Annotated in this window: 11 protein-coding genes and 1 pseudogene; 8 read left to right on the top strand and 4 right to left on the bottom strand. The window is 69.7% G+C overall.

What is annotated here, in order from left to right; all coding sequences use genetic code 11:
* Nucleotides 1–668 precede the first annotated feature (668 nt).
* Nucleotides 669–1,325 (bottom strand): peptide deformylase, encoded by a 657-nt coding sequence (locus ACFVWD_RS22995; protein WP_389598528.1) that lies wholly within the window; start codon nt 1,323–1,325, stop codon nt 669–671.
* A 286-nt stretch (nt 1,326–1,611) separates the two neighbouring features.
* On the opposite strand from ACFVWD_RS22995, the gene ACFVWD_RS22990 reads away from it, so the two are divergent.
* The 5 genes from ACFVWD_RS22990 (at nt 1,612) to ACFVWD_RS22970 (ending at nt 7,212) form a co-directional block, all read left to right on the top strand.
* Nucleotides 1,612–3,018 (top strand): PepSY-associated TM helix domain-containing protein, encoded by a 1,407-nt coding sequence (locus tag ACFVWD_RS22990; RefSeq protein ID WP_389598526.1) that lies wholly within the window; start codon nt 1,612–1,614, stop codon nt 3,016–3,018.
* A gap of 31 nt (nt 3,019–3,049) precedes the next feature.
* Entirely contained in the window at nt 3,050–3,571 is a 522-nt protein-coding gene (locus ACFVWD_RS22985) for a BlaI/MecI/CopY family transcriptional regulator (protein WP_389598524.1), read from the top strand.
* 6 nt (nt 3,572–3,577) lie between these two features.
* Nucleotides 3,578–4,528: a M56 family metallopeptidase gene (locus ACFVWD_RS22980; protein ID WP_389598522.1), complete on the top strand. Its 951-nt coding sequence runs from the start codon at nt 3,578–3,580 to the stop codon at nt 4,526–4,528.
* A 252-nt stretch (nt 4,529–4,780) separates the two neighbouring features.
* On the top strand, nt 4,781–6,196 hold the full coding sequence (locus tag ACFVWD_RS22975; protein WP_389598521.1) for a hemolysin family protein: 1,416 nt from the start codon (nt 4,781–4,783) through the stop codon (nt 6,194–6,196).
* Nucleotides 6,193–7,212, top strand: coding sequence for a hemolysin family protein (locus tag ACFVWD_RS22970; protein WP_389598519.1), 1,020 nt, complete (start codon nt 6,193–6,195; stop codon nt 7,210–7,212). Before ACFVWD_RS22975 ends, ACFVWD_RS22970 begins: the two co-directional genes overlap by 4 nt.
* Nucleotides 7,213–7,401: 189 nt before the next feature.
* On the opposite strand, the gene ACFVWD_RS22965 is transcribed toward ACFVWD_RS22970, so the two are convergent.
* The 3 genes from ACFVWD_RS22965 to ACFVWD_RS22955 all read right to left on the bottom strand — a co-directional run bounded on the left by ACFVWD_RS22965 (nt 7,402) and on the right by ACFVWD_RS22955 (nt 8,817).
* Nucleotides 7,402–7,749, bottom strand: a complete 348-nt coding sequence (locus tag ACFVWD_RS22965) for a tetratricopeptide repeat protein (RefSeq protein WP_389598517.1) — start codon at nt 7,747–7,749, stop codon at nt 7,402–7,404.
* 70 nt (nt 7,750–7,819) lie between these two features.
* Entirely contained in the window at nt 7,820–8,260 is a 441-nt protein-coding gene (locus tag ACFVWD_RS22960; RefSeq protein ID WP_389598515.1) for a MarR family winged helix-turn-helix transcriptional regulator, read from the bottom strand.
* On the bottom strand, nt 8,257–8,817 hold the full coding sequence (locus ACFVWD_RS22955; protein ID WP_389598513.1) for a MarR family winged helix-turn-helix transcriptional regulator: 561 nt from the start codon (nt 8,815–8,817) through the stop codon (nt 8,257–8,259). Before ACFVWD_RS22955 ends, ACFVWD_RS22960 begins: the two co-directional genes overlap by 4 nt.
* 208 nt (nt 8,818–9,025) lie before the next feature.
* Between ACFVWD_RS22955 and ACFVWD_RS22950 the strand changes: the two genes are divergently transcribed.
* The 3 genes and pseudogenes from ACFVWD_RS22950 to ACFVWD_RS22940 all read left to right on the top strand — a co-directional run bounded on the left by ACFVWD_RS22950 (nt 9,026) and on the right by ACFVWD_RS22940 (nt 21,546).
* A complete protein-coding gene (locus tag ACFVWD_RS22950; protein ID WP_389598512.1) occupies nt 9,026–9,991 on the top strand; it encodes a pirin family protein in 966 nt (321 codons plus the stop codon).
* 749 nt (nt 9,992–10,740) lie between these two features.
* A pseudogene (locus tag ACFVWD_RS22945) lies at nt 10,741–11,599 on the top strand (transposase); the annotation flags it as partial.
* A gap of 311 nt (nt 11,600–11,910) precedes the next feature.
* Nucleotides 11,911–21,546: a LamG-like jellyroll fold domain-containing protein gene (locus ACFVWD_RS22940; RefSeq protein WP_389598510.1), complete on the top strand. Its 9,636-nt coding sequence runs from the start codon at nt 11,911–11,913 to the stop codon at nt 21,544–21,546.
* The last annotated feature ends 26 nt before the right edge of the window (nt 21,547–21,572 follow it).

Below are 21,572 nucleotides of genomic sequence, written 5' to 3'. Positions count from 1 at the left end.
CAGACCCCGCGTCTGCGGCATGATCCGTCGGACAGGCCCTATAGGACCGGCCGTTGGAGCGTCGGCGGCTTGAGCGTCGAGGGCGTGGGTCCCGGCCCTCCGGGACCGACCGGCGGATTCACCTGTTTGGCGTCCGCCGTTTGGGTCCCGACGGTTTCGGAGTTCGATCGCTTTGGGGTTCGGCCGTCCGGGAATGACGGGTTGGGCCCGGTCGTTCGGGCGGTCGGGGCTTGGCGGGTGCTTGGCGGGGGTTGAGGCCCCCGGCGGTTTCGGGTTCGGCGGGCTGGATCGACCGGCCAGGGCCGGTCGTTCGGGCCTCGGCGGTTCGGCCCCCGGGGATTGGGCCTCGGGCGCCTGGGATTGATGGGCCGACGGTGGCCGTCCGAGCCTCGGTGGCTCCAGGCCCGGGCCGTCCGAGGTGGCGCGGCTGAGGCCGACGGGGCCGGCCGTACGGGCTCCGGGTCGGTTTGGGCCCGGGCCTTCCGGGGCCGGCCGCCAACGGCCCCTCCGGCCGCGTCAGCCGGGCCGGCCTCCGGCGCCGGGCCCGGAGGGCGTCCCGTTCTCAGCCAGGTCGGTCGCGCCCGGACCGCCGGGGCCGCCCCCAAGGCGGCCCCCCGTCGCTCCCGCTGCCGGACACCCTTCGCCTCAGGCCCTCGCGGCGCGCGCCCTCAGTCGGGCAGGGCGAAGCCCAGTGTCGCGGCGGCCTCCGCAGGCGTCGGCTGCGTCCAGCGTTCCGCCATCGCCTGGTTGGAAGACAGCGAGCGCAACTCCGCACGGTCGAGGTAGAGGATGCCGTCCAGGTGATCCGTCTCGTGCTGGACGATCCGGGCGGGCCACCCCGTGAAGACCTCGTCGATCGCCCGGCCCCGCTCGTCCAGCGCCGTCAGCCGCACCTCGGCGTGCCGGGCCACCACGGCCTGCCACCCCGGCACGCTCAGACACCCCTCGAAGAACACGGCCCGCCCCGCGCCCACCCCCTCGTACGACGGATTCACCAGCACCCGGTACGGCTGCGGCACCCGCCCGCGCACCACCCGCACCTCCTCGGAGACCGGCGCCGGATCCTCGATGACCGCGATCCGCAGGGGCACGCCGACCTGCGGTGCCGCGAGCCCGACGCCCGGCGCCGCGTGCATGGTGGCGCGCAGGGCGGCGACGAAGCGGGTCAGGAGCCCCGGGTCGAGCTGGCCGACGAAGGGCTCGGCGGGGCGGCGCAGCACCGGGTCCCCGGCGGCGACGATGGGCAACGGGCCTTCATGGGCGAGGAGTTCCTCGACCAGGTCGCTCAGGGGGCGAGAGGCGCTGGGGTCACGTTCGGATGCCATCGCGCCAGGATGCCAAGACGGATCGCGCCAAGCGAGGCGGCGCCAGGGGCATCCCCCGGGTCCCCACGCGTCCGTACGTGTGACTCACACCACAGGGTGTCCCGGGAACTCGACGCCAACGCGCCCCGACTTCTGGACCACCACGGACCACTCAGGCCGAGAGCCCAACTCCCCGGCCCACGACCCGAGTCCACGCCCGTCCCCGTTCCCGTCCCCGTTCCCGTCCCCACCCCTGTCCCCGCTTCCGTCCGCATTCCCATCCCCGTCCGACCGGAGAAGCCCGCCCATGTCCACCGCTCCCACGACCACGACGGACGAGTCCCCCAAACCCGTCGCCCCGGCCCCCACCAGAAAGGCACCGCTGCGCCCCCTGATCCTGCGCCTGCACTTCTACGCGGGAATACTCGTCGCCCCGTTCCTGCTGGTCGCGGCCCTGACCGGCTTCCTGTACGCCGCTTCGTACCAGGCCGAGAAGATCGTGTACGCGCATGAGCTGACCGTCCCGGTCGGCGACCACAAGCTTCCGGTTTCCGAGCAGGTGGCCGCCGCCCGCAAGGCCCACCCGCAGGGCGCAGTCTCCGCCGTACGACCGTCGCCGGAGGCGGACGCGACGACCAGGGTGCTGCTCTCCGGCGTCCCTGGCGTCGGCGAGGGCCACACGCTCGCGGTGTTCGTCGACCCGTACACCGCGAAGGTGCGCGGATCGCTGGAGCAGTACGGCTCCACCGGCGCGCTCCCGCTGCGCACCTGGATCGACGAGCTCCACCGTGACCTGCACCTCGGCGAGAACGGCCGCCTCTACAGCGAACTCGCCGCGAGCTGGCTGTGGGTCATCGCGGCCGGCGGGCTGGTGCTGTGGTTCGCCCGGCGGCGAGCCCAGCGCAAGGTGCGGGGCACCTCCGGGCGCCGCCGCACCCTCGGTCTGCACGGCACCGTCGGCGTGTGGGCGGCGGCCGGGTTCTTCTTCCTCTCGGCGACCGGACTCACCTGGTCGACCTATGCCGGCGCCAACATCGACGAACTCAGGACCTCGCTCGGCCAGGCGACCCCCTCGGTGTCCGCGTCGGTGGCGGCCGGCGGCGAGCACGCGGGCCACACCGGCACGGGGTCCGACGGCACCACGGCCACGACCACGCCCCAGGACCTCGACAAGATCCTCGCGGCCGCCCGCGCCGAGGGGCTCGGCGACCCCGTCGAGATCGTCGTACCCGCCGACGCCTCCACCGCGTACGTGGTCAAGCAGATCCAGCGCAGCTGGCCCGAGAAGCAGGACTCCGTCGCCGTGGACCCGACGACAGGCAAGGTCACCGACGAACTCCGCTTCGCCGACTACCCGCTGCTCGCCAAGCTGACCCGCTGGGGCATCGACGCCCACAGCGGCGTCCTCTTCGGTCTCCTCAACCAGATCGCCCTGATGGCCCTCGCGCTCGGTCTGGTCCTGCTGATCGTGTGGGGCTACCGCATGTGGTGGCAGCGCGGCCGTGCCTCCGCGTTCGGCCGCCCCATACCCCGCGGCGCCTGGCAGCAGGTCCCGCCGCAGATCCTCGTCCCGCTCATGGCGGCCGTCGCCGTGCTCGGCTACTTCGTCCCGCTGCTCGGCATCCCGCTCGCGGTGTTCGTCGCCGTGGACGTCGTCCTCGGCGAGATCGCGTACCGCCGTGGCAAGCGCACCCATGGAGGCCAGGTAGCGTGATCAGGTAGGGGAACGCCGGAGGGAGACGGACATGGCGCAGCGCAACCGCGAGGACCCGCACCGGCCTTCCAGGCGCCGCGGGCAGGGCGAGTTGGAGAGCCAGGTGCTCGGTGCGCTGCGTGAGGCGGAGGCCCCGGTGACCGCCGCCTGGGTGCAGGAACGACTCGGCGGCGACCTCGCCTACACCACCGTCGTCACCATCCTGACCCGGCTGCTCGCCAAGGACGCGGTGGCCCGCGAACGACGCGGACGCTCCTTCGTGTGGCGGCCCACCGCCGACGTCGCGGGCCTGGCCGCGCTCAAGATGCGCCGGCTTCTCGACGGCGAGAGCGACCGCGAGGCCGTCCTCGCCAGCTTCGTCACCGCGCTGCCACCGGACGACGAACAGGTCCTGCGCGCGCTCCTGGAGACGGCCCACGCGACGGACGGGGCTGCTGCGTCAGATGGGTCCGAAGTGTCAGACGGTGCCGCTGCGTCAGGCGGGGCTGATACGGAGGGCGGGGCCGATGTGGTGGATGGCACCGATGGGGCGCCCGGCGATACGGAAGACTGACGTCTCATGGGGGTCTTCGTCTTTCTGCCGCTCGTCCTGCCACTCAGTGCCTGGCCGGTGGCACGCCTCGCCGAACTGCATCTGCATCCGCGTACGGCCACCCGGCTGCTGACGGCGGTCGCCACCGTCATGGCCCTGTGCAGCACACTCTGCCTGGCCCTGCTGATGGTCGTCGGGACCGCGCAACTGCCCGGCAACCCGCTCCCGGACGGCTGGTCCGACGCGGAGGTCCGCGCGGCCGTCCCGCACGACGAGATCGCGGGCAAGGCGGCGATCCCGGCCCTGGTCCTGGTCCTCGTGGTCTGCGCGCGCACCCTGTGGCGCCACCGCCGGGTCACCCAGCGCGCGCGGCGGGCGCTCGCCGGACTGCCCGGCCGTTCCGTGGTCGTACTCCCCGAGGAGAAGCCCTACGCCTACGCCCTCCCCGGCGGACGCCGCGACCGCGTGGTGGTCACCACGGCCCTGCTGCGCGGCCTCACCTCGCCTGAGCGCCGTGCCCTGTTCGCGCACGAGCGGGCCCACCTGACGGCCGCTCACCACCGCCACCTGCTCGCCGTACGACTCGCGGCGCGCGCCAACCCGTTCCTGCGACCGCTGCGTACGACCGTCGTCTACACCACGGAGCGGTGGGCGGACGAGGACGCGGCCCGGTCGGTCGGCAACCGCACGGTGGTGGCGCGGGCGATCGGCAAGGCGGCCCTGCTGCCGGGCGGGGGCTCGGTGCCGGCGTTCGCCGCGTTCACCGGCTTCGCCGGATTCGCGTCCGCGGGCCCTGTGCCGCGCCGGGTCGCCGCCCTGCTGCGCCCCGCTCCGGTGGCCCGCAGCCGGCCGTCCGTGTTCACGTCCGTGGGGCTGGCCGCCTGGGGCGCCGCGGTCGGCACGCTCGTCTCCGCCATGTCGTCGGCGAACTCGGCCGTGACGATGGTCCTGATCCTGCGCGCGGCCACGCCGCTGTAGCTTCGCCACCACTCCGCTGTAGCTCCGTCACTACCCCTCTGTGGCTCCGCCACCACTCCTCGGGGTTCCTACAGCCGTGTAGAAAGAACATCGGTGGCGGGAACTCGTTTGCGAACAGAATCGTTTCCCTGGGTACAGACCGACCCAGAGGAGCGCTTCCTTGTCCGCCAGACCGACGGACCCCCCGGGACACAGTCCCGGACCACCCCGCCTGATTTCTCTTGATCGCGGCACACAGCGGGGTGGTGTTCGATGAGTGCCGCACTCGGCCTGCTGGCCGTCCTCGTCCTGACCGCGGGCACCGGCTATTTCGTCGCCCAGGAGTTCGCGTACGTCGCCGCCGACCGCCTCGCGCTCGCGCGGGAAGCGGCAGCGGGCGACCGACGGGCCACCCGCGCCCTGAAGGTGCTGGAGCGGCTGTCCTTCATGCTGTCGGGCGCCCAACTCGGCATCACCGTGACCGGTCTGGTCGTCGGTTTCCTCGCCGAGCCGTCCATGTCCGCCCTGCTCACGCCCGTCCTCACCGGGATCGGCATCCCGGACGGCGCGGTCACGGGCATCTCGGTGGTCCTGGCCTTCGCGTTCGCGACCGTGCTCCAGATGGTGCTGGGCGAACTGGCCCCCAAGAACCTGGCCCTGGCCGTCCCGGAGCGCCTCGCGAAGGCCCTGGCGAGCTCCACGCTCGCGTATCTGAAGGTCGTCGGCCCGGTCGTACGGCTCTTCGACGGCGCCGCCGACAAGCTGCTGCGCAAGGTCGGCATCGAGCCCGTCGAGGAACTCCACCACGGCGCGACCCTCGAGGAGCTCGGCCATCTCATCGGCGAGTCGCACGAGCACGGGCAACTGCCGCGCGAGACCGCCGATCTCCTCGACCACGCCCTGGAGTTCTCCGACCGCACCCTCGACGAGGTGATGGTGCCGCGCGCCGACGCCGTCTTCGTCCGCAAGGACGCGACGGCCACGGAGGCCGTCCAGCTGATCGCCGAGCACGGACACTCGAACTACCCCGTCCTCGGCGACCACCCGGACGACATCACCGCCGTCCTGGGCGTACGGGAGCTGATGCGGCTGCCCGCCGACCGGCTCACCCGCACGACGGCCGGCGCGCTCGGCCGCAGACCCCTGCTGCTGCCCGACACCCTGCCGCTGCCCGAGGCCGTGGCACAGATGCGGGCGTACGACGACGAGTTCGCCGTCGTCCTCGACGAGCACGGGGGCGTGGCGGGCGTCGTCACCTACGAGGACATCGCCGAGGAACTCGTCGGCGACATCGCGGACGAGACCGACACCGTCAAGGAGATCGCGGTCGCCGACGGCGATGGCTGGCTCGTCGACGCCGGCCGCCGACTGGACGAGGTCGCCGCGGCGACCGGCATCGACCTGCCCGAGGAGGACGACTACGACACGGTGGCGGGGCTGATCGTCGACCGCCTGGGCCGCTTCCCCGCCATCGCGGACCGCGTCATCGTCGAACTGCCCGACGGAGGCCGCGTCTCGATCGACGTACAGGCCCTGGACCGCCACGTACCGGAACGGGTCCGCCTGGAACGCCTGCCGGCGAAGGACCGTACGGACGGTATGGACGGCGTGCACGGCGCGGATGGCGTGGACGAGGTGGGCGGCATGGACCGTATCCACCGTGTGGACAGTGCGGAGGAGCAGGCATGAGTTTCTCGATGGCGCTCTTCGTGACCGTAGTGCTGCTGATCGGCAGCGGGTTCTTCGTGGCCGCCGAGTTCGCGCTGGTCGCCGCCAAGCGGCACCGGCTGGAACGGGCCGCGGCGGCCGGGCAACGCGGTGCCAGGGCCGCGCTGGCCGGAATGCGCGAGCTGTCACTGATGCTCGCGGGCGCCCAACTGGGCATCACCGTGTGCACGCTGGGCCTGGGCTCGGTGTCCAAGCCCGCGATCTCGCACGAACTCGACCCGTTGCTCCACAAGGCGGGCCTGCCCAGCGGCCTGAGCTACGGCGTGTCCTTCGCGCTCGCGATGTTCGTCGTCGTGTTCCTGCACATGGTGGTCGGCGAGATGGCCCCCAAGTCCTGGGCCATCGCGCACCCCGAGCGTTCCGCCATGCTGCTCACGCCGCCCTTCCGGGCCCTGACCCGGGCGGTGCGCCCGCTGATCGTGGGGCTGAACAAGGTGAGCAACGCGCTGGTCCGGCTCTGCCGGGTCACTCCGCGCGACGAGCTGACCTCGGTCCACAACCGCGAGCAACTCGCCCACCTCGTCGAGGAGTCGGAGCGGCTCGGGTTGATCAGCAAGGAGGACTCCGAGCTGATCACCAGCTCGCTGACCGAGCCGCAGCACCCGGTCGGGGAGCTCCAGATCCCGGCCGACCGGATCACCTCGGTCCCCGCCGACGCGGCGATCGACGCCGTACTGGGCGTCGCCGGGGACAGCGACCGCACCCGCCTGCTGGTCCGCGACGGCGTCACGGTCCTCGGCTCGGTGCACGCCCGTGACGCGCTGGTCGCCCGCGCGCAGGGCCGGTCCGCGGTCGCCCGCGACCTGGCCCGCCCCGTCCCGGAGCTGTCACCGCACGACACGGTCGCCCACGCCGTCGAACAGCTCCGCCTGCACCGAGCCTCCCTCGCCGTCGTACGCGATGACACGGGGCGGCTGACCGGCCTGGTCAGCCTGGACGACCTGCTGGCACGGCTGGTGGAGCCGCGCGCGGCGTGACACGGCGGAGGCCGGGTGCCGTGGCCGTCGCCGGTCACCTGGATGACCAGCCACGGCGCTCCGGCACCCGGCCTCTTCGTCGTGCTCTCGGCGACGCTCACGCCCTCGGGCGACGTGCATGCCCCGGGAGACGTTCACGTCCTCAGCGGGCGATCGCACCCCAAGGGGCGGTCGCACCCTCAAGGGCGGTCACACCTGCTCGAAGTCACCCGCGAGCGCGGAGGCGATCCGCAGGTGCGACTCGGCCTCGTCGTCACGCCCCTGGCGCTGGAGCGTGCGCCCCAGCATCAGCCGGGCGTAGTGCTCCACCGGGTCACGCTCGACGAGCGCGCGCAACTCGGTCTCGGCGCGGCGCAGTTGGGCCGAGTGGTAGTACGCGCGGGCCAGCAGCAGCCGCGGTCCGGTCTGCTCCGGCACCTCGTCCACAAGGCCCCCCAGAACGCGCGCCGCTCCGGCGTAGTCCTTGGCGTCGAAGAACAGCTGCGCCCGCTCCCAGCGCTCCGCGGCCGTCCCCTGGTCGTAGTACTTCGTGTCCACTGCTGACCTCCTTCGACTGCCAGAACCTCACTCGATGGTTGAATATTCCACTACCTTGCCCCCGTGGGCGTCATGCGCCGGCCGGCTCCGCGTTGGCCCGCTCCGTCACCAGGGTCAGCACACGCCCCACCGTCGCCAGATCCTCGGCCGGGATGCCCGCGTACAGCCGGGCCGCGATCTCGTTCCCGGCCGTGCGGATCTCCTCGAACACCTCACGGCCGTGCTCGGTGAGCGACACCAGCGAGGTGTCCGCCTCCGTCAGCAGCTCGAGGGCCGTCATCTCCGTGACGGTCTCCTCGGCCACCGACTCCTCGATCTTCAGTGCCCCGGTCAGCCGCCCCACGAGCCGGTCGCGCTCGACGGTGCCGCCCTGGTCCGAGACGGCCCGCAGTGCCACCGACTGGTTGAAGGTGCTTCCGGCACGCGCCAGCACAGCCTCCAGGGCTGCGCGGCTCGCGTAGTGGGCCAGTCCTATGACCTGGCCGTTGACCGGGGGAGTGGGAATGCTCATGGCTGCTCCTCGGCAGGATGCGAATGGAGATGTGTGTCGAGTGGTGCGTCGAGAGGTGCATCGATCGGCGCATCGAGTGGTGCGTCGAGAGGTGCATCTATCGGCGCATCGAGTGGTACGTCGAGCAGGGTCGCCAGCTCGCGGCTGAACGCCTTCGTGCGCTCGCCGCCGAGCCCGCCGAGCGGTTCGAGGAGCTGCTCCAGCAGCCCCTGGACCACCCCGATCGCGCGCCGCGCGACCTCACGTCCGTCCTCCGTGAGCGACAGCCGGATCGCGCGTGGATCGGCGGGATCCCGCGTCCGGTCGACGACACCGGCCGTCTCCAGGGCGCGGGCCAGCTTCGATACGTAGAGCGGTTCGAGTCCGGTGTGATCGGCGAGCTGACGCTGGCTCGGCCGCCGTCCGGCCCTGTGCATCCCGTACAGCGACGCGACCAGTGAGTACTGGGCGTGGGTCAGGCCCAGCGGCGCGACCGCCCGGTCGACGGCCACGCGCCACTTCGTGGACAGGCGCCAGACGAGAAAGCCGGGGGTCGCGTGCTCGGATGTCGAACTCATAAGAAAAACCATACATGGCTACTATGTCCATGGCTACTATTTCGCACTGTCCCCGACCAACGCCCTACCGACCTCCGCCCGCAGCCCTAGGACCGCACCGACTCCAGCCCGAGTACCTCCGTCCGGGGGAGCCCAGGGGAATCCGGGGGAGCCCAGCGGAGGGAGGACGGCCTGACGGACGGTCCCCGACGGGGCTAGGTTGTGGGCCATGAGCAATCTTGATCGCGAGGCAGTTCCCGCGCTGTGCGGTGGCCGCGGTTTCGTGGTGGCCGAGCCGGTGCGTGAACTCCTCAGTCCCCGTCGGGTCAAGCTCGGCGAGTCCACCGAAGTCCGCCGCCTGCTGCCCAACTTGGGCCGCCGCATGATCGGCGCGTGGTGCTTCGTCGATCACTACGGGCCCGACGACATCGCCGACGAGCCCGGTATGCAGGTCCCGCCGCACCCGCACATGGGACTCCAGACCGTCAGCTGGCTCCACGAGGGCGAGGTGCTGCACCGCGACTCCACGGGCAGCCTCCAGACGATCCGCTCGCGCGAACTGGGCCTCATGACGTCCGGAAAGGCCATCAGCCACTCCGAGGAGAGCCCCAAGTCGCACGCCCGCTTCCTGCACGGCGCGCAGCTGTGGGTCGCCCTCCCCGACAGCCACCGCCACACCGACCCGCACTTCGAGCACCACGCCGAGCTGCCCCTCGTCACGGCCGCCGGCCTCAAGGCCACGCTCATCCTGGGCACCGTCGACGGCACGACCTCGCCCGGCACGACGTACACCCCGATCGTCGGCGCCGACCTGTCCCTCGCGAGCGGCACCGACGTACGACTGCCGCTGGAGCCCGACTTCGAGTACGCCGTCCTGTCCATGTCCGGCGAGGCGCACGTCGACGGCGTACCGGTGCTCCCGGGCTCCATGCTCTACCTCGGCTGCGGTCGCACCGAACTTCCCCTGCGCGCCGAGTCGGACGCGTCCCTCATGCTCCTGGGCGGCGAGCCGTTCGAGGAGGAGCTTGTCATGTGGTGGAACTTCATCGGACGGTCCACCGAGGATATCGCACAGGCCCGTTCGGACTGGATGACGGGCTCCCGATTCGGTGAGGTGGTGGGGTACGACGGGGCTCCACTGCGCGCTCCCGAACTCCCGCCTGTACCACTGAAACCGCGCGGAAGGGTGCGCTGACCTGGGGTTAAAGCTCTAGTGCAGGCCTCTCGCGGGACGCGGCGGCCCCCGCTCGGCACCCCGTTTCCCCGAGAGGTCGATCGCCCCTGCGAAGTCCATCGATGGACAGCCTTGCGTTCTCATGTCTGGCCATCTGTGGGCGGGTTTAGTCAGCCTAATGCTGACCCAATGCTGACCTTCCTGACGGGGCGTCAGCGTCATTGCGTTGGTGTCGCAGCTGTTGGAGCGCCTGCCCCCGGACCTACCGCTCGCGTGCAGGCCAGGCCGATGCTGGCTTCGGTGGCTTGTGCTGGGGCAAGGCGCCCCCAAGCGCCTGGGCGACGACGGGGAGGAGAAGTCCGTGACGAGGGGGCTTTTGTGGGAATCCCCCAATGCCCCCGGCATGCCGCTGCGGCCGTACTCACCCCTTGGGCGGACCGCTATGGGGGGGGGTGTGGCTGCAGCGACGGGTCTCGGAAGAGGCTTGTCGGCAAGCCAGGCTCTGCTTCAGGGCGGGTGAACGGCAGCCAGCAGGTTGTTGGTCTGCTGGTGGTACACAGGCAGCGCATCGCTGACCAGCGCAAGCAGCGCCCGTCTCGGCTTTGACGGGATTGCTGGCCCGGGAATGGTCCGGATCTTGACCGATGCGGTCCCTCGGACTGGGTGGCCGCCCGGTGCCACTCAGCGGTCGAAGCCGACAAGAGAGAGGGGTGCCGCCTACTGCGTCCGCTTGCACTCTGGTGTGACATAGCCATCGGCCGATACCGCCCGGGGCCGGGGGTTTCGCCCAGGCCACCACCGACGCCGACCCCACGATCGTGCAGGTCTGCGACCGCTGGCATCTGTGGCACGGCCTGGCCGAGGCAGCGTTGAAGGAAGTCGGCGCCCACAGCGCCTGCTGGGCCAAGGCCGGCCCGCCACTACGGGAGGGCACGCGTGCGTAGACCACACGCGAGCGGTGGCAGCAGGTCCACCAGCTGCTGTACGCCGGCGTCGGCCTGCTGGAGCTCCCGCCGACTGGATCTCACCCTGAATACCGTCAAGCGCTACGCCCGCCACAGCGAGCCCGAACGCATGGTCCGGGCACCGCAGTACCGGCCCACCTTGGTTGACCCCTACCGCGACCACCTGCGCCGGCGTCGAAGCGAGGACCCCGCGGTGCCCGTCACCCACCTCCTACGCGCGATCAGGGAGCTGGGCTACACCGGCAGCGCGAACCTCCTGGTCCGCTACGTCACCCAAGGGCGGGTCGAGGCCGACCACGCCACCCTCTCCCCGCGCCGGGTCGCCCGGCTTCTGCTCACCGCCCCCGCCCACCTGGGTGAAGACAAGCGGCTGCTGCGTGACCAGCTCACCAGAGCCTGTTCGGAGATGACCGCCCTGGCCGCCTCGGTGCGCGACTTCGCCACTCTGCCAACTCCAGACGAGGCCAACGCCGCGGCGCTGACCGGCTGGATCGCCCAGGTCCGGGCAGCGGACCTGCCTTTCATGCATTCTTACGCCACAGGCCTCGAGCGCGACCGCGCGGCCGTCGACGCCGCCCTCACCCTGCCCTGGCACAACGGCCGCACCGAGGGCGTCAACAACAAGATCAAGCTGATCAAGCGGCAGACCTACGGCCGCGCCGGACACCCCCCGCATCCTGCTCAGCTGACCTCAGAGTCCATGGCGATCACCGGCTACGAAAATCTTGTAAGAGCCGAAGACCGTACAGACCCGCGGCGCACCGCGTCTGAGCGGCGGAACGGTGAACGGAAGACGGCATCCCGGTGGGTCGTCCATAAGGGCGGCAAAGGAATACTCCGGGTCGTCACAAGAGATCTTGTCTCTCCCTTCACGCGGCGCTTACAACTTGCGTCACAGCCTGCGTGATCAAGGGGACGACCTGACGCATCGGCTGTTCCTGTCGTGGTGCGATGTGTAAAGGTTCGGTGGGTGGGGTGCGTCCGCTGTCGCGGTGGCGTGTGTGGCTGGCCGTGGTGCCGTTGCTGCTGTCCTTCTGGGCTCAGGAGGGAGGCGCGGCCTACGCGGCGACGCGGCCGTCCTCCTCCCTGGGTGCCGGGCTGGACTCTGTGTGGAAGTGGCTGGCGGGTTCGGACGGTTCGGGCCCGCGGTCGAAGACCGGCTCGGCGCGCGACGTGCACGCCGCGAAGGCCGGCCGGGGGCACCCCTCCGGGCGCGCGCCGGGCAGGGGTAAGGGGCAGTTGGCTGCCTGGAAGGCGCCGAGTATCCAGGCCGAGAAGAAACGTTCCGGCAAGGTGCCGGTGGGTTTCGACGTGAAGACGAGTAACCGCGTGGCCGCCAAGTCCGGCGCGACGTTCGACTACTACCAGAACGCCGACGGGTCCTTCTCCCGGAAGATGTCGCAGTCCCGCATCAACTTCAAGGACATGTCCGGGACGTGGAAGTCCATCGACACCCGTGTGGCGAAGGGCGATGACGGCCGCTGGCACGAGAAGGCCAACTCCTTGAAGGTGTCCCTTGCGCCCGCCACGGCGGCGACGGGAGCGGCGGCGACCGGCGTCACACAGTCCGCCCTGCGGGGCAACGGCGGTTCGGTCGTACCTGCCGCCTTCACGTCCTCGCTGCCCTGGAGGACGACCTCCGCCGTCCAGGCCGACGACCCCACCCCCTCGCCCGATCCGACCGTCAGCGCGGGCTCCTCGGCGCAAGCGGACCTGGCGACGCTGACCATCTCCGACTCAGAGTCGGTCTCCTGGTCGTTGGCGGGTGCGAACGCCGTGACCGGCACCGCCTCCGGCTCCTCCGTCGAGTACGACGGCGTCCTCACTGACACCAACCTCGTGCTCGCGCCGACCGCCGAAGGTGTGAAGGAGTCCCTGGTTCTGACGTCGGCCGACGCGCCGACCAACTGGGTCTTCCCGATGACCCTCAAGGGTCTCACCCTGACCGCGGCCTCGGACGGCACGGTGGAGCTGGTGGACGGCAGCGGTGCGGTCGCGGCGACCCTGCCGCAGCCGTTCGCCCGCGATTCCTACGTCGATCCTGCCACCGGTGAGTCCCACGACAACTGGGGCATGACGTACAGCGTCACCGAGGTCGACGGCACCCCGGCTGTGAAGATGTCGCTGGATCCCTCCTGGCTCGCCGGCTCCTCGATTCACTTCCCGGTGACGGTGGACCCGACGATGACGGTGTCGACCGCCGGCCAGACCCTCACGACGTACGTCTATTACCCGAACACCGCGGACTATTCGTCGGACACGATCATGCGCGTCGGTACGCCGGACGGCGGCTCGTACATCGGCCAGGCGTTCATGAAGTTCCTCGGGCTGCCAGACACCGACGGTTACCACATCACCGGCGCCGACCTGCATCTGTTCGACGTGTGGGCGTACACGTGCAACTCATCCACGTCGTACAACGTGTACCCGATCACGGAGCAATGGTGGGTGACCGGCCAGAAGTCCTGGTCGAACCGGCCGGCGACGTCCGCCTCCATAGGTACCTGGTCGGGCACGGTGTCCGACACGGTGTGCGGGAACACCTCGGTGTCCACCGGCACGGGTCAGTGGCAGACCACTCACCTGGATACGGACTACTTGCAGAAGATCGCCCTGGGTCAGACCAACAACTACGGCCTGTCCGTGTTCTCCTCGGCGACCAGCTCCAGCCAGTGGAAGAAGTTCGACTCCTCCCAGGTCGACTCGCACGCGCCGTACGTCACGGTGACCTACAGCAAGAACTCCGCGCCGGACATCGAACACACCTATCCGAAGGCGAACTTCACCTCGCCGTCCCTGCGCCCGCAGCTGCAGGTCAAGGCCGTCGACCCGGACTCCTGGCCCACATCGCCCCTGAAGTATGACTTCGCGGTCTACTCCTCGGCGGGCAAGCAGATCGACACCTCCGGCTGGCAGTCCTCCACCAAGTGGACCGTGCCGTCGGGGGATTTGGACTGGTCGACGTCGTACTACTGGACGGTGTCGGCGAACGATGGCTGGTCGACTACCACCAGCAGCAGCCAGCCCTTGTCGACGCTGGTGGCGCAGCCGCTGGTAGCTTCCCGGCTGGCGCAGAACGGCGGTCACGGCTACGACGAGGAAGCCGGCAACTACACCACCTCCGCTACGGACGCCTCCGTCTCCACTGTCGGCCCCTCCCTGGAGGTGACCCGCTCCTATAACTCCCTGGACACCAGTACCGCGGGCGCCTTCGGTGCGGGCTGGTCGGCGCTGGCCGACATGCGGGCGGTGATGGACGACGACGGTTCCAAGAGCGTGGTGGTCACCGATGACGGCGGCAAGCAGGAGCGCTGGGGCTATTCGTCCTCCGGGTACACCCCGCCCACCGGCACGTACGGCACTTTCAAGGCGTTGACGTCCGGCTACTCGCTGACCGAGACCTCGGGTACGACGTACACCTTCGGCACCTCGGGCGGCACCAACATATGGCTGCTGTCGCAGATCAAGACGCATGCCGGGCTGACCGAGTCGCTCACCTACGACTCCTCGCACCGGCTCGCCACCGTCAAGAACGACGTCTCCGGGCGCACCCTGACCTTCGTCTGGGCCAAGCCCTCCGGGGCCGCCCACTACCACGTGCAGACGGTCACCACCGATGCCGCGACCAGCGGCGACGCGACCACCGCCGCCCTGTGGACGTACGGCTACACCGGCGACCGGCTCACCTCCGTCTGCCCTCCTTCCACCACGAGCCCGTCCACCGCGTCGACGTCCTGCTACGCGTACATCTATATCGACGGGTCCAACTACCCTTCCGCCGCTCTGGACGCCGGCCCCAGCGGTTACTGGCGCCTGGACGAGCCGTCGGGCAGCACTATGGCCGCCTCCTCGGTCCTGGCCAATGAACAGACCGACGCGGGCAGTTTCCAGAATGCCACGCTGGGCGGCACTACCGGCCCGCTCACCGGCTCCACGGCGAAGGCCGCGACCCTCGCGGGCACGGGCTACGTGAAGGTCCCGGCAGGGCTGCTGCACGCCAGCACCACGCGTGCCTTGTCGTTGTGGTTCAAGACGTCCAGGAAGGGTGTGCTGATCGGCGACCAGTCCAAGAGCCTCACCGGGGCGAGTGCCGCCTCCGGTACCTGGACGCCCGTGCTGTACGTGGGCTCGGACAACAAGCTGCACGGCCACTGGTGGAGCGTGAGCGGCTCGGGTAGCGCGGACTTCGGCTCCACCGGCACCGTCACGGACAACGCGTGGCACCACGCGGTCCTCAGCTCCGACGGCAGTACCCAGACCCTCTATCTGGACGGCACGAAGCAGGACACCTTCTCCGGCACTCCGGACGACCAGGACAACGTCTACACCTACATCGGCGCCGGTTTCGCCACCTCGTGGCTCGACTCGCCGGGCGACGTCAGCTACTTTACCGGCTCCATCTCCGACGTCTCCTTCTACAGTCACCCGATCACCGCCTCCCAGGTCGACGACCTGTACGCGTCGGGCACGGCGAGCGCGGCCCTGCTCACCAAGGCCGCGAGTCCGGCGGGGCGCACCACGGCCGCGGTTGCCTACGACACCGACGCCGACCGTCTCACTTCCGTCACCGACGAGCACGGCGGCAGCTGGAAGCTCGGCACGCCGACCGTCGCGGGTTCCAGCGCGGTCTTCCGAGGCGCGGTGCTTGGCGCCGCCCCGGCCGGCTACTGGCAGCTCGGTGACGACAACACCGACGGCTCGGCCGTCTATGCCGCGGACGAGGTCAACGGCGGTGACGGCACGTACAACAACGTGACCCTCGGGGTCAGCGGCCCATTCAGCGCGAAGGACAGCTCCGCGAGCACGGCCGCCTCCTTCGACGGGACGAGCTCGTACGTCTCGGTCCCGGCCGACCTGCTGCACACCGGCACCAAGCGTTCTGTGGGGATCTGGTTCAAGACATCCACCTCCGGCGTGCTGATCGGCGACCAGTCCGTGGCGATCGACGGGGCCGCGGATGCCTCAGGCTCCTGGACGCCCGTGCTGTACGTGGGCTCGGACGGCAAGCTGCGCGGTCACTGGTGGAGCGTGAGCGGTTCGGGCGGCGCCGACTTCGGCTCCACGGGCACGGTCACGGACAACGCGTGGCACTACGCGGTGCTCAGCTGCGACGTCGACAGCCAGGCGCTGTTCCTGGACGGAACCAAGCAGGACACCTTCTCCGGTACCCCGGCCGACCAGTCCAACTCGATCACCTACATCGGCGCGGGCTTTGCCAAGAGCTGGATCGACTCGCCGGGCAACGTCAGTCACTTCAAGGGCTCCATCTCCGACGTCGCCTTCTACGACCACAATCTGACGTCCGCCCAGGTCGCCACCCAGTGGAACGCCTACAAGCAGTCCACCGGTACCGTCGCCACCGAGTCCGTCGACGTCACCGACCCCGGCAACAACACCCTCACCAGCACCTACGACCTCTCCGACGGCGGCCGCATCCTGGCCGACACCGACGGCACCGGAGCCACCACCTCCTACGGCTACGACACCTCCGGGTTCCTCTACACCACCACCGACGGCAACGGGAACGTGACCACCACCGGCCACAACTCCCGCGGCGACGTGGTGTCCCGGACGTCCTGCCAGGACCGATCGGCCTCCAAGTGCTCGACGTCGTTCTTCACGTACTACTTCAACACGTCCTCCGACACCGACCCGCGCAACGACCAGCTGCTGACTTCCTCCGACGGCCGCTCGTCCAGCTCGACGGACACCGCCTACCAGACCGCCAACGTCTATGACACCAACGGCAACCTGCTCACCACGACGACCCCGGCGGTCACCGGCCACAGCGCCGGACTGACGACGAAGAAGACGTACACGACCTCCACCACGGCCGCCTACGTCTCCGGCACCACCGCCCCGGCCGGCCTGCTGGCGTCCACGACCACGTCCGGCGGCGCGAGCACCTCGTACCTCTACTACGCCAACGGTGACCTCGCCCAGGCGACCTCACCCCTCGGCCTGGTCACCCGCTATACCTACGACCAGCTCGGCAGGGTGCTGACGAAGACCGAGATCTCCGACACCTACCCGGCGGGCCTGGTCACCCGCTACACCTACGACCCGCTGGGCCGACTCCTGACCGAACTCGACCCGGGCACGACGAACGCTGTCAACCAGGCCGTCGTGCACACGGCCCTGACGACCAAGACCTACGACCCCGACGGCAAACCCCTTTCCAGCACGGTCTCCGACACCACCGGTGGGGACACCGCCCGCACGACCTCCAGCACATACAACGACTTCGGTGAGCCAAAGACGGTCACCGACCCCGAGCAGCACATCACGCGCTACGAGTACGACAGCTATGGCAACAAGGCGACCGAGACCGACGCCGACGGCCAGGTCTACGCCTTCACCCATGACGCTAACGGCAACGTGTTGAACACCACCCTCACCAACTACACGGGCTCCTCGGCCACCGCACAGACGGCTGCCCCGCAGCTACGGGAGAAGCGGGCATACGACCCGGGCGGCCGCCTGTACACGATCACCGACGGCATCGGCGTCACCATCACGTACGGCTACTACGACAACGGCCTGACCAAGCAGATCACCAGCACCGGCTCGTCCGGGACGACCTCGGTCAACGAGCAGGACGCCTACGACGACGCGGGCAACCTCACCGCGAAGACCACGGCGAACGGCACCCTCACCACGACGTACACGGTCGACGCCGCCGACCGCACCACGGCGAGTACCGAAGACCCGAACACCGTGGCCCGGACCACGACGTACACCTTCGACGACGACTCCCGCGTCCTGACCTCGACGCAGACCGACGCGGCGGGCGACCCCGCCCAGAAGTGGACGTACACCTACGACCCCGCCGGCGACGTGAAGTCCGCCGCCCAGTACGTCTCCAGCTCCCTCACCCTCACCAGCAAGGCGACCTACGACAAACGCGGCCTGAAGCTCACCGCCACCGACGCCCAGAGCCACGTCACCAACTACGCCAACGACGAGGCCGGCCGCCTGACCACCACCACGAGCCCGGCGATCACCATCACCACACCCGGCACCGGCAATACCACCACCGTCTACCCGACCACGTTCAACGGGTACGACACCTTCGGCGACCGCACCGAGGCCGAGGACGCAGGCGGCCACATCATTGCCACCGCCTTCGACCGCGACGGCCGCAGGACCGGCACCACGCTGCCCTCGTACAACGGCACGTTGGCGACCACCGCCTGGACCTACGACGCAGCGGGCGACGTCCTCAGCGAGACCGACGCCAAGGGCGAAACCGACAACACCTACGACCAGTTGGGCGACCTGGTCCAGCAGACCGACCCGGCCATATCGATCAACGGGACCGACACGCGCGGCACCTTCACCTACGCCTACGACCTGGCCGGCAACCGCCTGACCGAGACCTCGCCCTACGGCGCCGTCACTCACCACACCTACGACGACCTGGGCCGCGACAGCAGCACCTGGGCGTACGTGTACACCTCCACCAGCGCCCAGACGAAGCAGGAGACCGACACCGCCTACGACACCGCGGGCCGGGTCGCGAGCACGGCCTCCATCAGCGGCGTCACTGCCAGTTATGCCTACGACGGACTGGGCCGCACCCACACCGTCTCCGACACCACCGGCGACACCACGACCTACACCTACGACCTGCGCGACGACGTCATCAAGACCGTCCTGCCGGACCAGACCGCCCAGACGGCCACCTACGACGCGGCCGGCCGCAGGACCGCCACCGCGAACCTGGACACCGCCGGAGCCGTGCTGTCCTCGACGTCGGCGACGTACACCGACAACGGGTACCTGAAGACCGTCACCGACGCCCGCCAGCACACCACGAGCTACGACTACGACGCCCTGGGCGAGGTGACCCAGCAGACCGAACCGGTCAGCGACACCGTCTCCATCACCACGAAGTTCGGCTACGACGCCTCCGGGCATCAGACCGCGTACACCGACGGCAACGGCGACACCACGTACTCCACCTACAACTCGCTCGGCCTGCCAGCGAGCAAGGAGGTCCCGGCCGTCACCGGCTATACCAGCGCGGCGGACCGGACCACCACCTACGCCTACGACGAACGCGGCCGGCTCGTCACGCAGACCGACCCCGGAGGCGTCACCCTCACCAACACCTACGACGCCCTCGACGACCTGACCGCGCAGACCGGCACGGGTGCCGATGCCACCACCGCCGATCACCACTTCACCTACTCGCTCAATGGTCACCTGGTGGCCTCCGCGGTCGGCGACACCTCGGAGTACTACGACACCAACGCCCTCGGGGACATCCTCACCACCTCCGGCCAGGCGGGCAGCTCGTCCTTCACCTACAACGCAGACGAGTCCCCGCTCACCCGCACCGACGCCTCCGGCACCAGCAGCTACACCTACGACACCGACGGACGGCTGAAAACCGACACCGACGCGGCGACCGGCATCACGCTGACCTCCCAGTACAACGCACTGTCCCAGCCCAAGTCGGTCACGTACGGCAGCTCGGGCGACGTGCGCAACTTCGGCTACGACTCCCTGCACCGCCTGACCTCCGACACTCTGGCCACCACATCCGGCGGCACGGTCGCCAAGGTCGCCTACGACTACGACAAGAACAACAACCTGACCTCCAAGACCACGACCGGCGTGCAAGGCGCCTCGGCGAACACCTACGCCTACGACTACGCCAACCGCCTCACGTCCTGGACCGCCGGCTCCACCACCACCGGCTACACCTACGACAGCGACGGCAACCGCCTCACAGCCGGCTCGACGACGTACACCTACAACGCCCGCGACCAGCTGACCTCCGACGGCACCCACAGCTACAGCTACACGGCCCGCGGCACCCTCGCCGCCAAGGACGCGACGGCCTACACCTTCGACTCCTACGGCCAGCAGATCACCGCCGGCTCCACGTCCTACACCTACGACGCGCTGGGCCGCGCCATCACGGCTGGCTCGACGACCCTCACCTACTCCGGCACGGACAACCTCGTCGCCTCTGACGGCACCACCACCTACAGCCATGATCCCTCCGGCGCGCTGACCGGCGAATCCTCGGCGGCGGCCGGAGCCACCCTCGCCTTGAGCGACCTGCACGGCGACCTCATCGGCCAGTTCACCGCGAACGCAACGACACTGGCCGGCTCCGCGAGCTACGACTCCTGGGGCACCACCACCGCTTCCACGCTCACCGGAACGGTCGGTTACCAGGGCGAGTTCACCGACTCGGCCACCGGCAACGTCAACATGCACGCCCGCTGGTACAGCCCCGGCACCGGGAGCTTCAACTCCGCCGACACAGTCGACAACCCGGCAGTCGGCCAAAGCGTCAACGCCAACGACTACGCGTATGCGAATGACGCGCCGCTCACAGGGACGGACCCGAGCGGGCACTGCTTGGAGGACCTGTGTATCGGTGAGGGTTACGGGGCCTACCTCCTCGGCACGGCCCTGATCGGCACCTGCGTCAAGTACTGCTCTGCTCTGTCCCAGAGCATTTCCGACGGCTTGAGCTCATTGTCTTCCTGGAGCTCGTCCAGTTCCTCGTCCCACAGCCACTCCTCCGCCGCAAGCCACTCGAGCGCCGCGACCAGCAGCTACGGGATGTGCGCCGAGGTCTGGTCGATGTCCTGCCAGCAGCGCTACGGCAGGACCAACTCCAGCAGCGGCGGCCGGTCGTCCGGCGGCGGTGGAGGGGGCGGCGGTGGAGGAAGCGGCTACTGCTACTCCTGCGGCGGGGGAGGTGGCATCAGCGCCGCGGACGCTGCCGCCGCGGCTGCCAAGGCCGCTGCCGCAGCCGCTGCCGCGGCAGCAGCCAGGCGTGCCGCGATCCGCGCCAACGCCATCAAGATCACCGCCTCGATTGGCAAGGGCACCCTCACCGTCCACTCGATCTCGGCGGCCGCCGAACCCCCGACCGTCGGGATCAACATCGGCAACTCGGTCCGCAACGCCGCCTCGGCCATCGCCGCCGGACTGACAACGGCCGCAGTCTGTATGGTCACCGGCGCCTGTGCTCCCCGAGACGATGAGTCGTCGACCTGCGCGGCGAACGGTGACGGGTGGGTCGACTATCAGGGCACTGATGAGGCGCACGGCGACCGGTCCCAAGGCGTTACGGCGTGTCTGACCAATCAGTATCTGGACGACCATTCGGGATCAGCCACGACCAAGGACATTCGGCCGCCCGGATACGCCTGGGCCCAGCGGTACGCCCGGCACCTCGGCGCCGTGCCCAAGGTATCGGTGAACAACTGCCACCTCCTCGGCAGCCAGCTCTCCGGCTCCGGAACCGACTTGAGGAACCTGTCGACCTGCGGCCGCGACGCCAACGCCTTCCCGGAGCGGGGTGGCCTGGGAGCCATGGACAACATGGTTCAATTCGAGAACCAGGTGCAGGCCCAAGTGGAGAAGGGTGAGACGGTCCTGTACTCCGTACACCCCACATACCTGGGCAACCGCGTCACGCCGCAGGCGTACGAGATGACGGCCACAACCTGGGACCGGGACGGCAGCCTGGTGGGAACCACGACACGCAGCGTGCCCAACCTGATGAACACGCCGCGGGGCTGGCGCAACCTGGGCACGGTGGTGGACACGCGCACAGGCAGGGACGTCCCCACCTCATGACCAACGGATCCGAACGGTACGAGGAC

The sequence above is a fragment of the Streptomyces sp. NPDC058086 genome (genome assembly GCF_042885015.1).
Taxonomy (GTDB): Bacteria; Actinomycetota; Actinomycetes; order Streptomycetales; family Streptomycetaceae; genus Streptomyces.
This window is presented reverse-complemented; position numbering and strand designations above follow the sequence as displayed.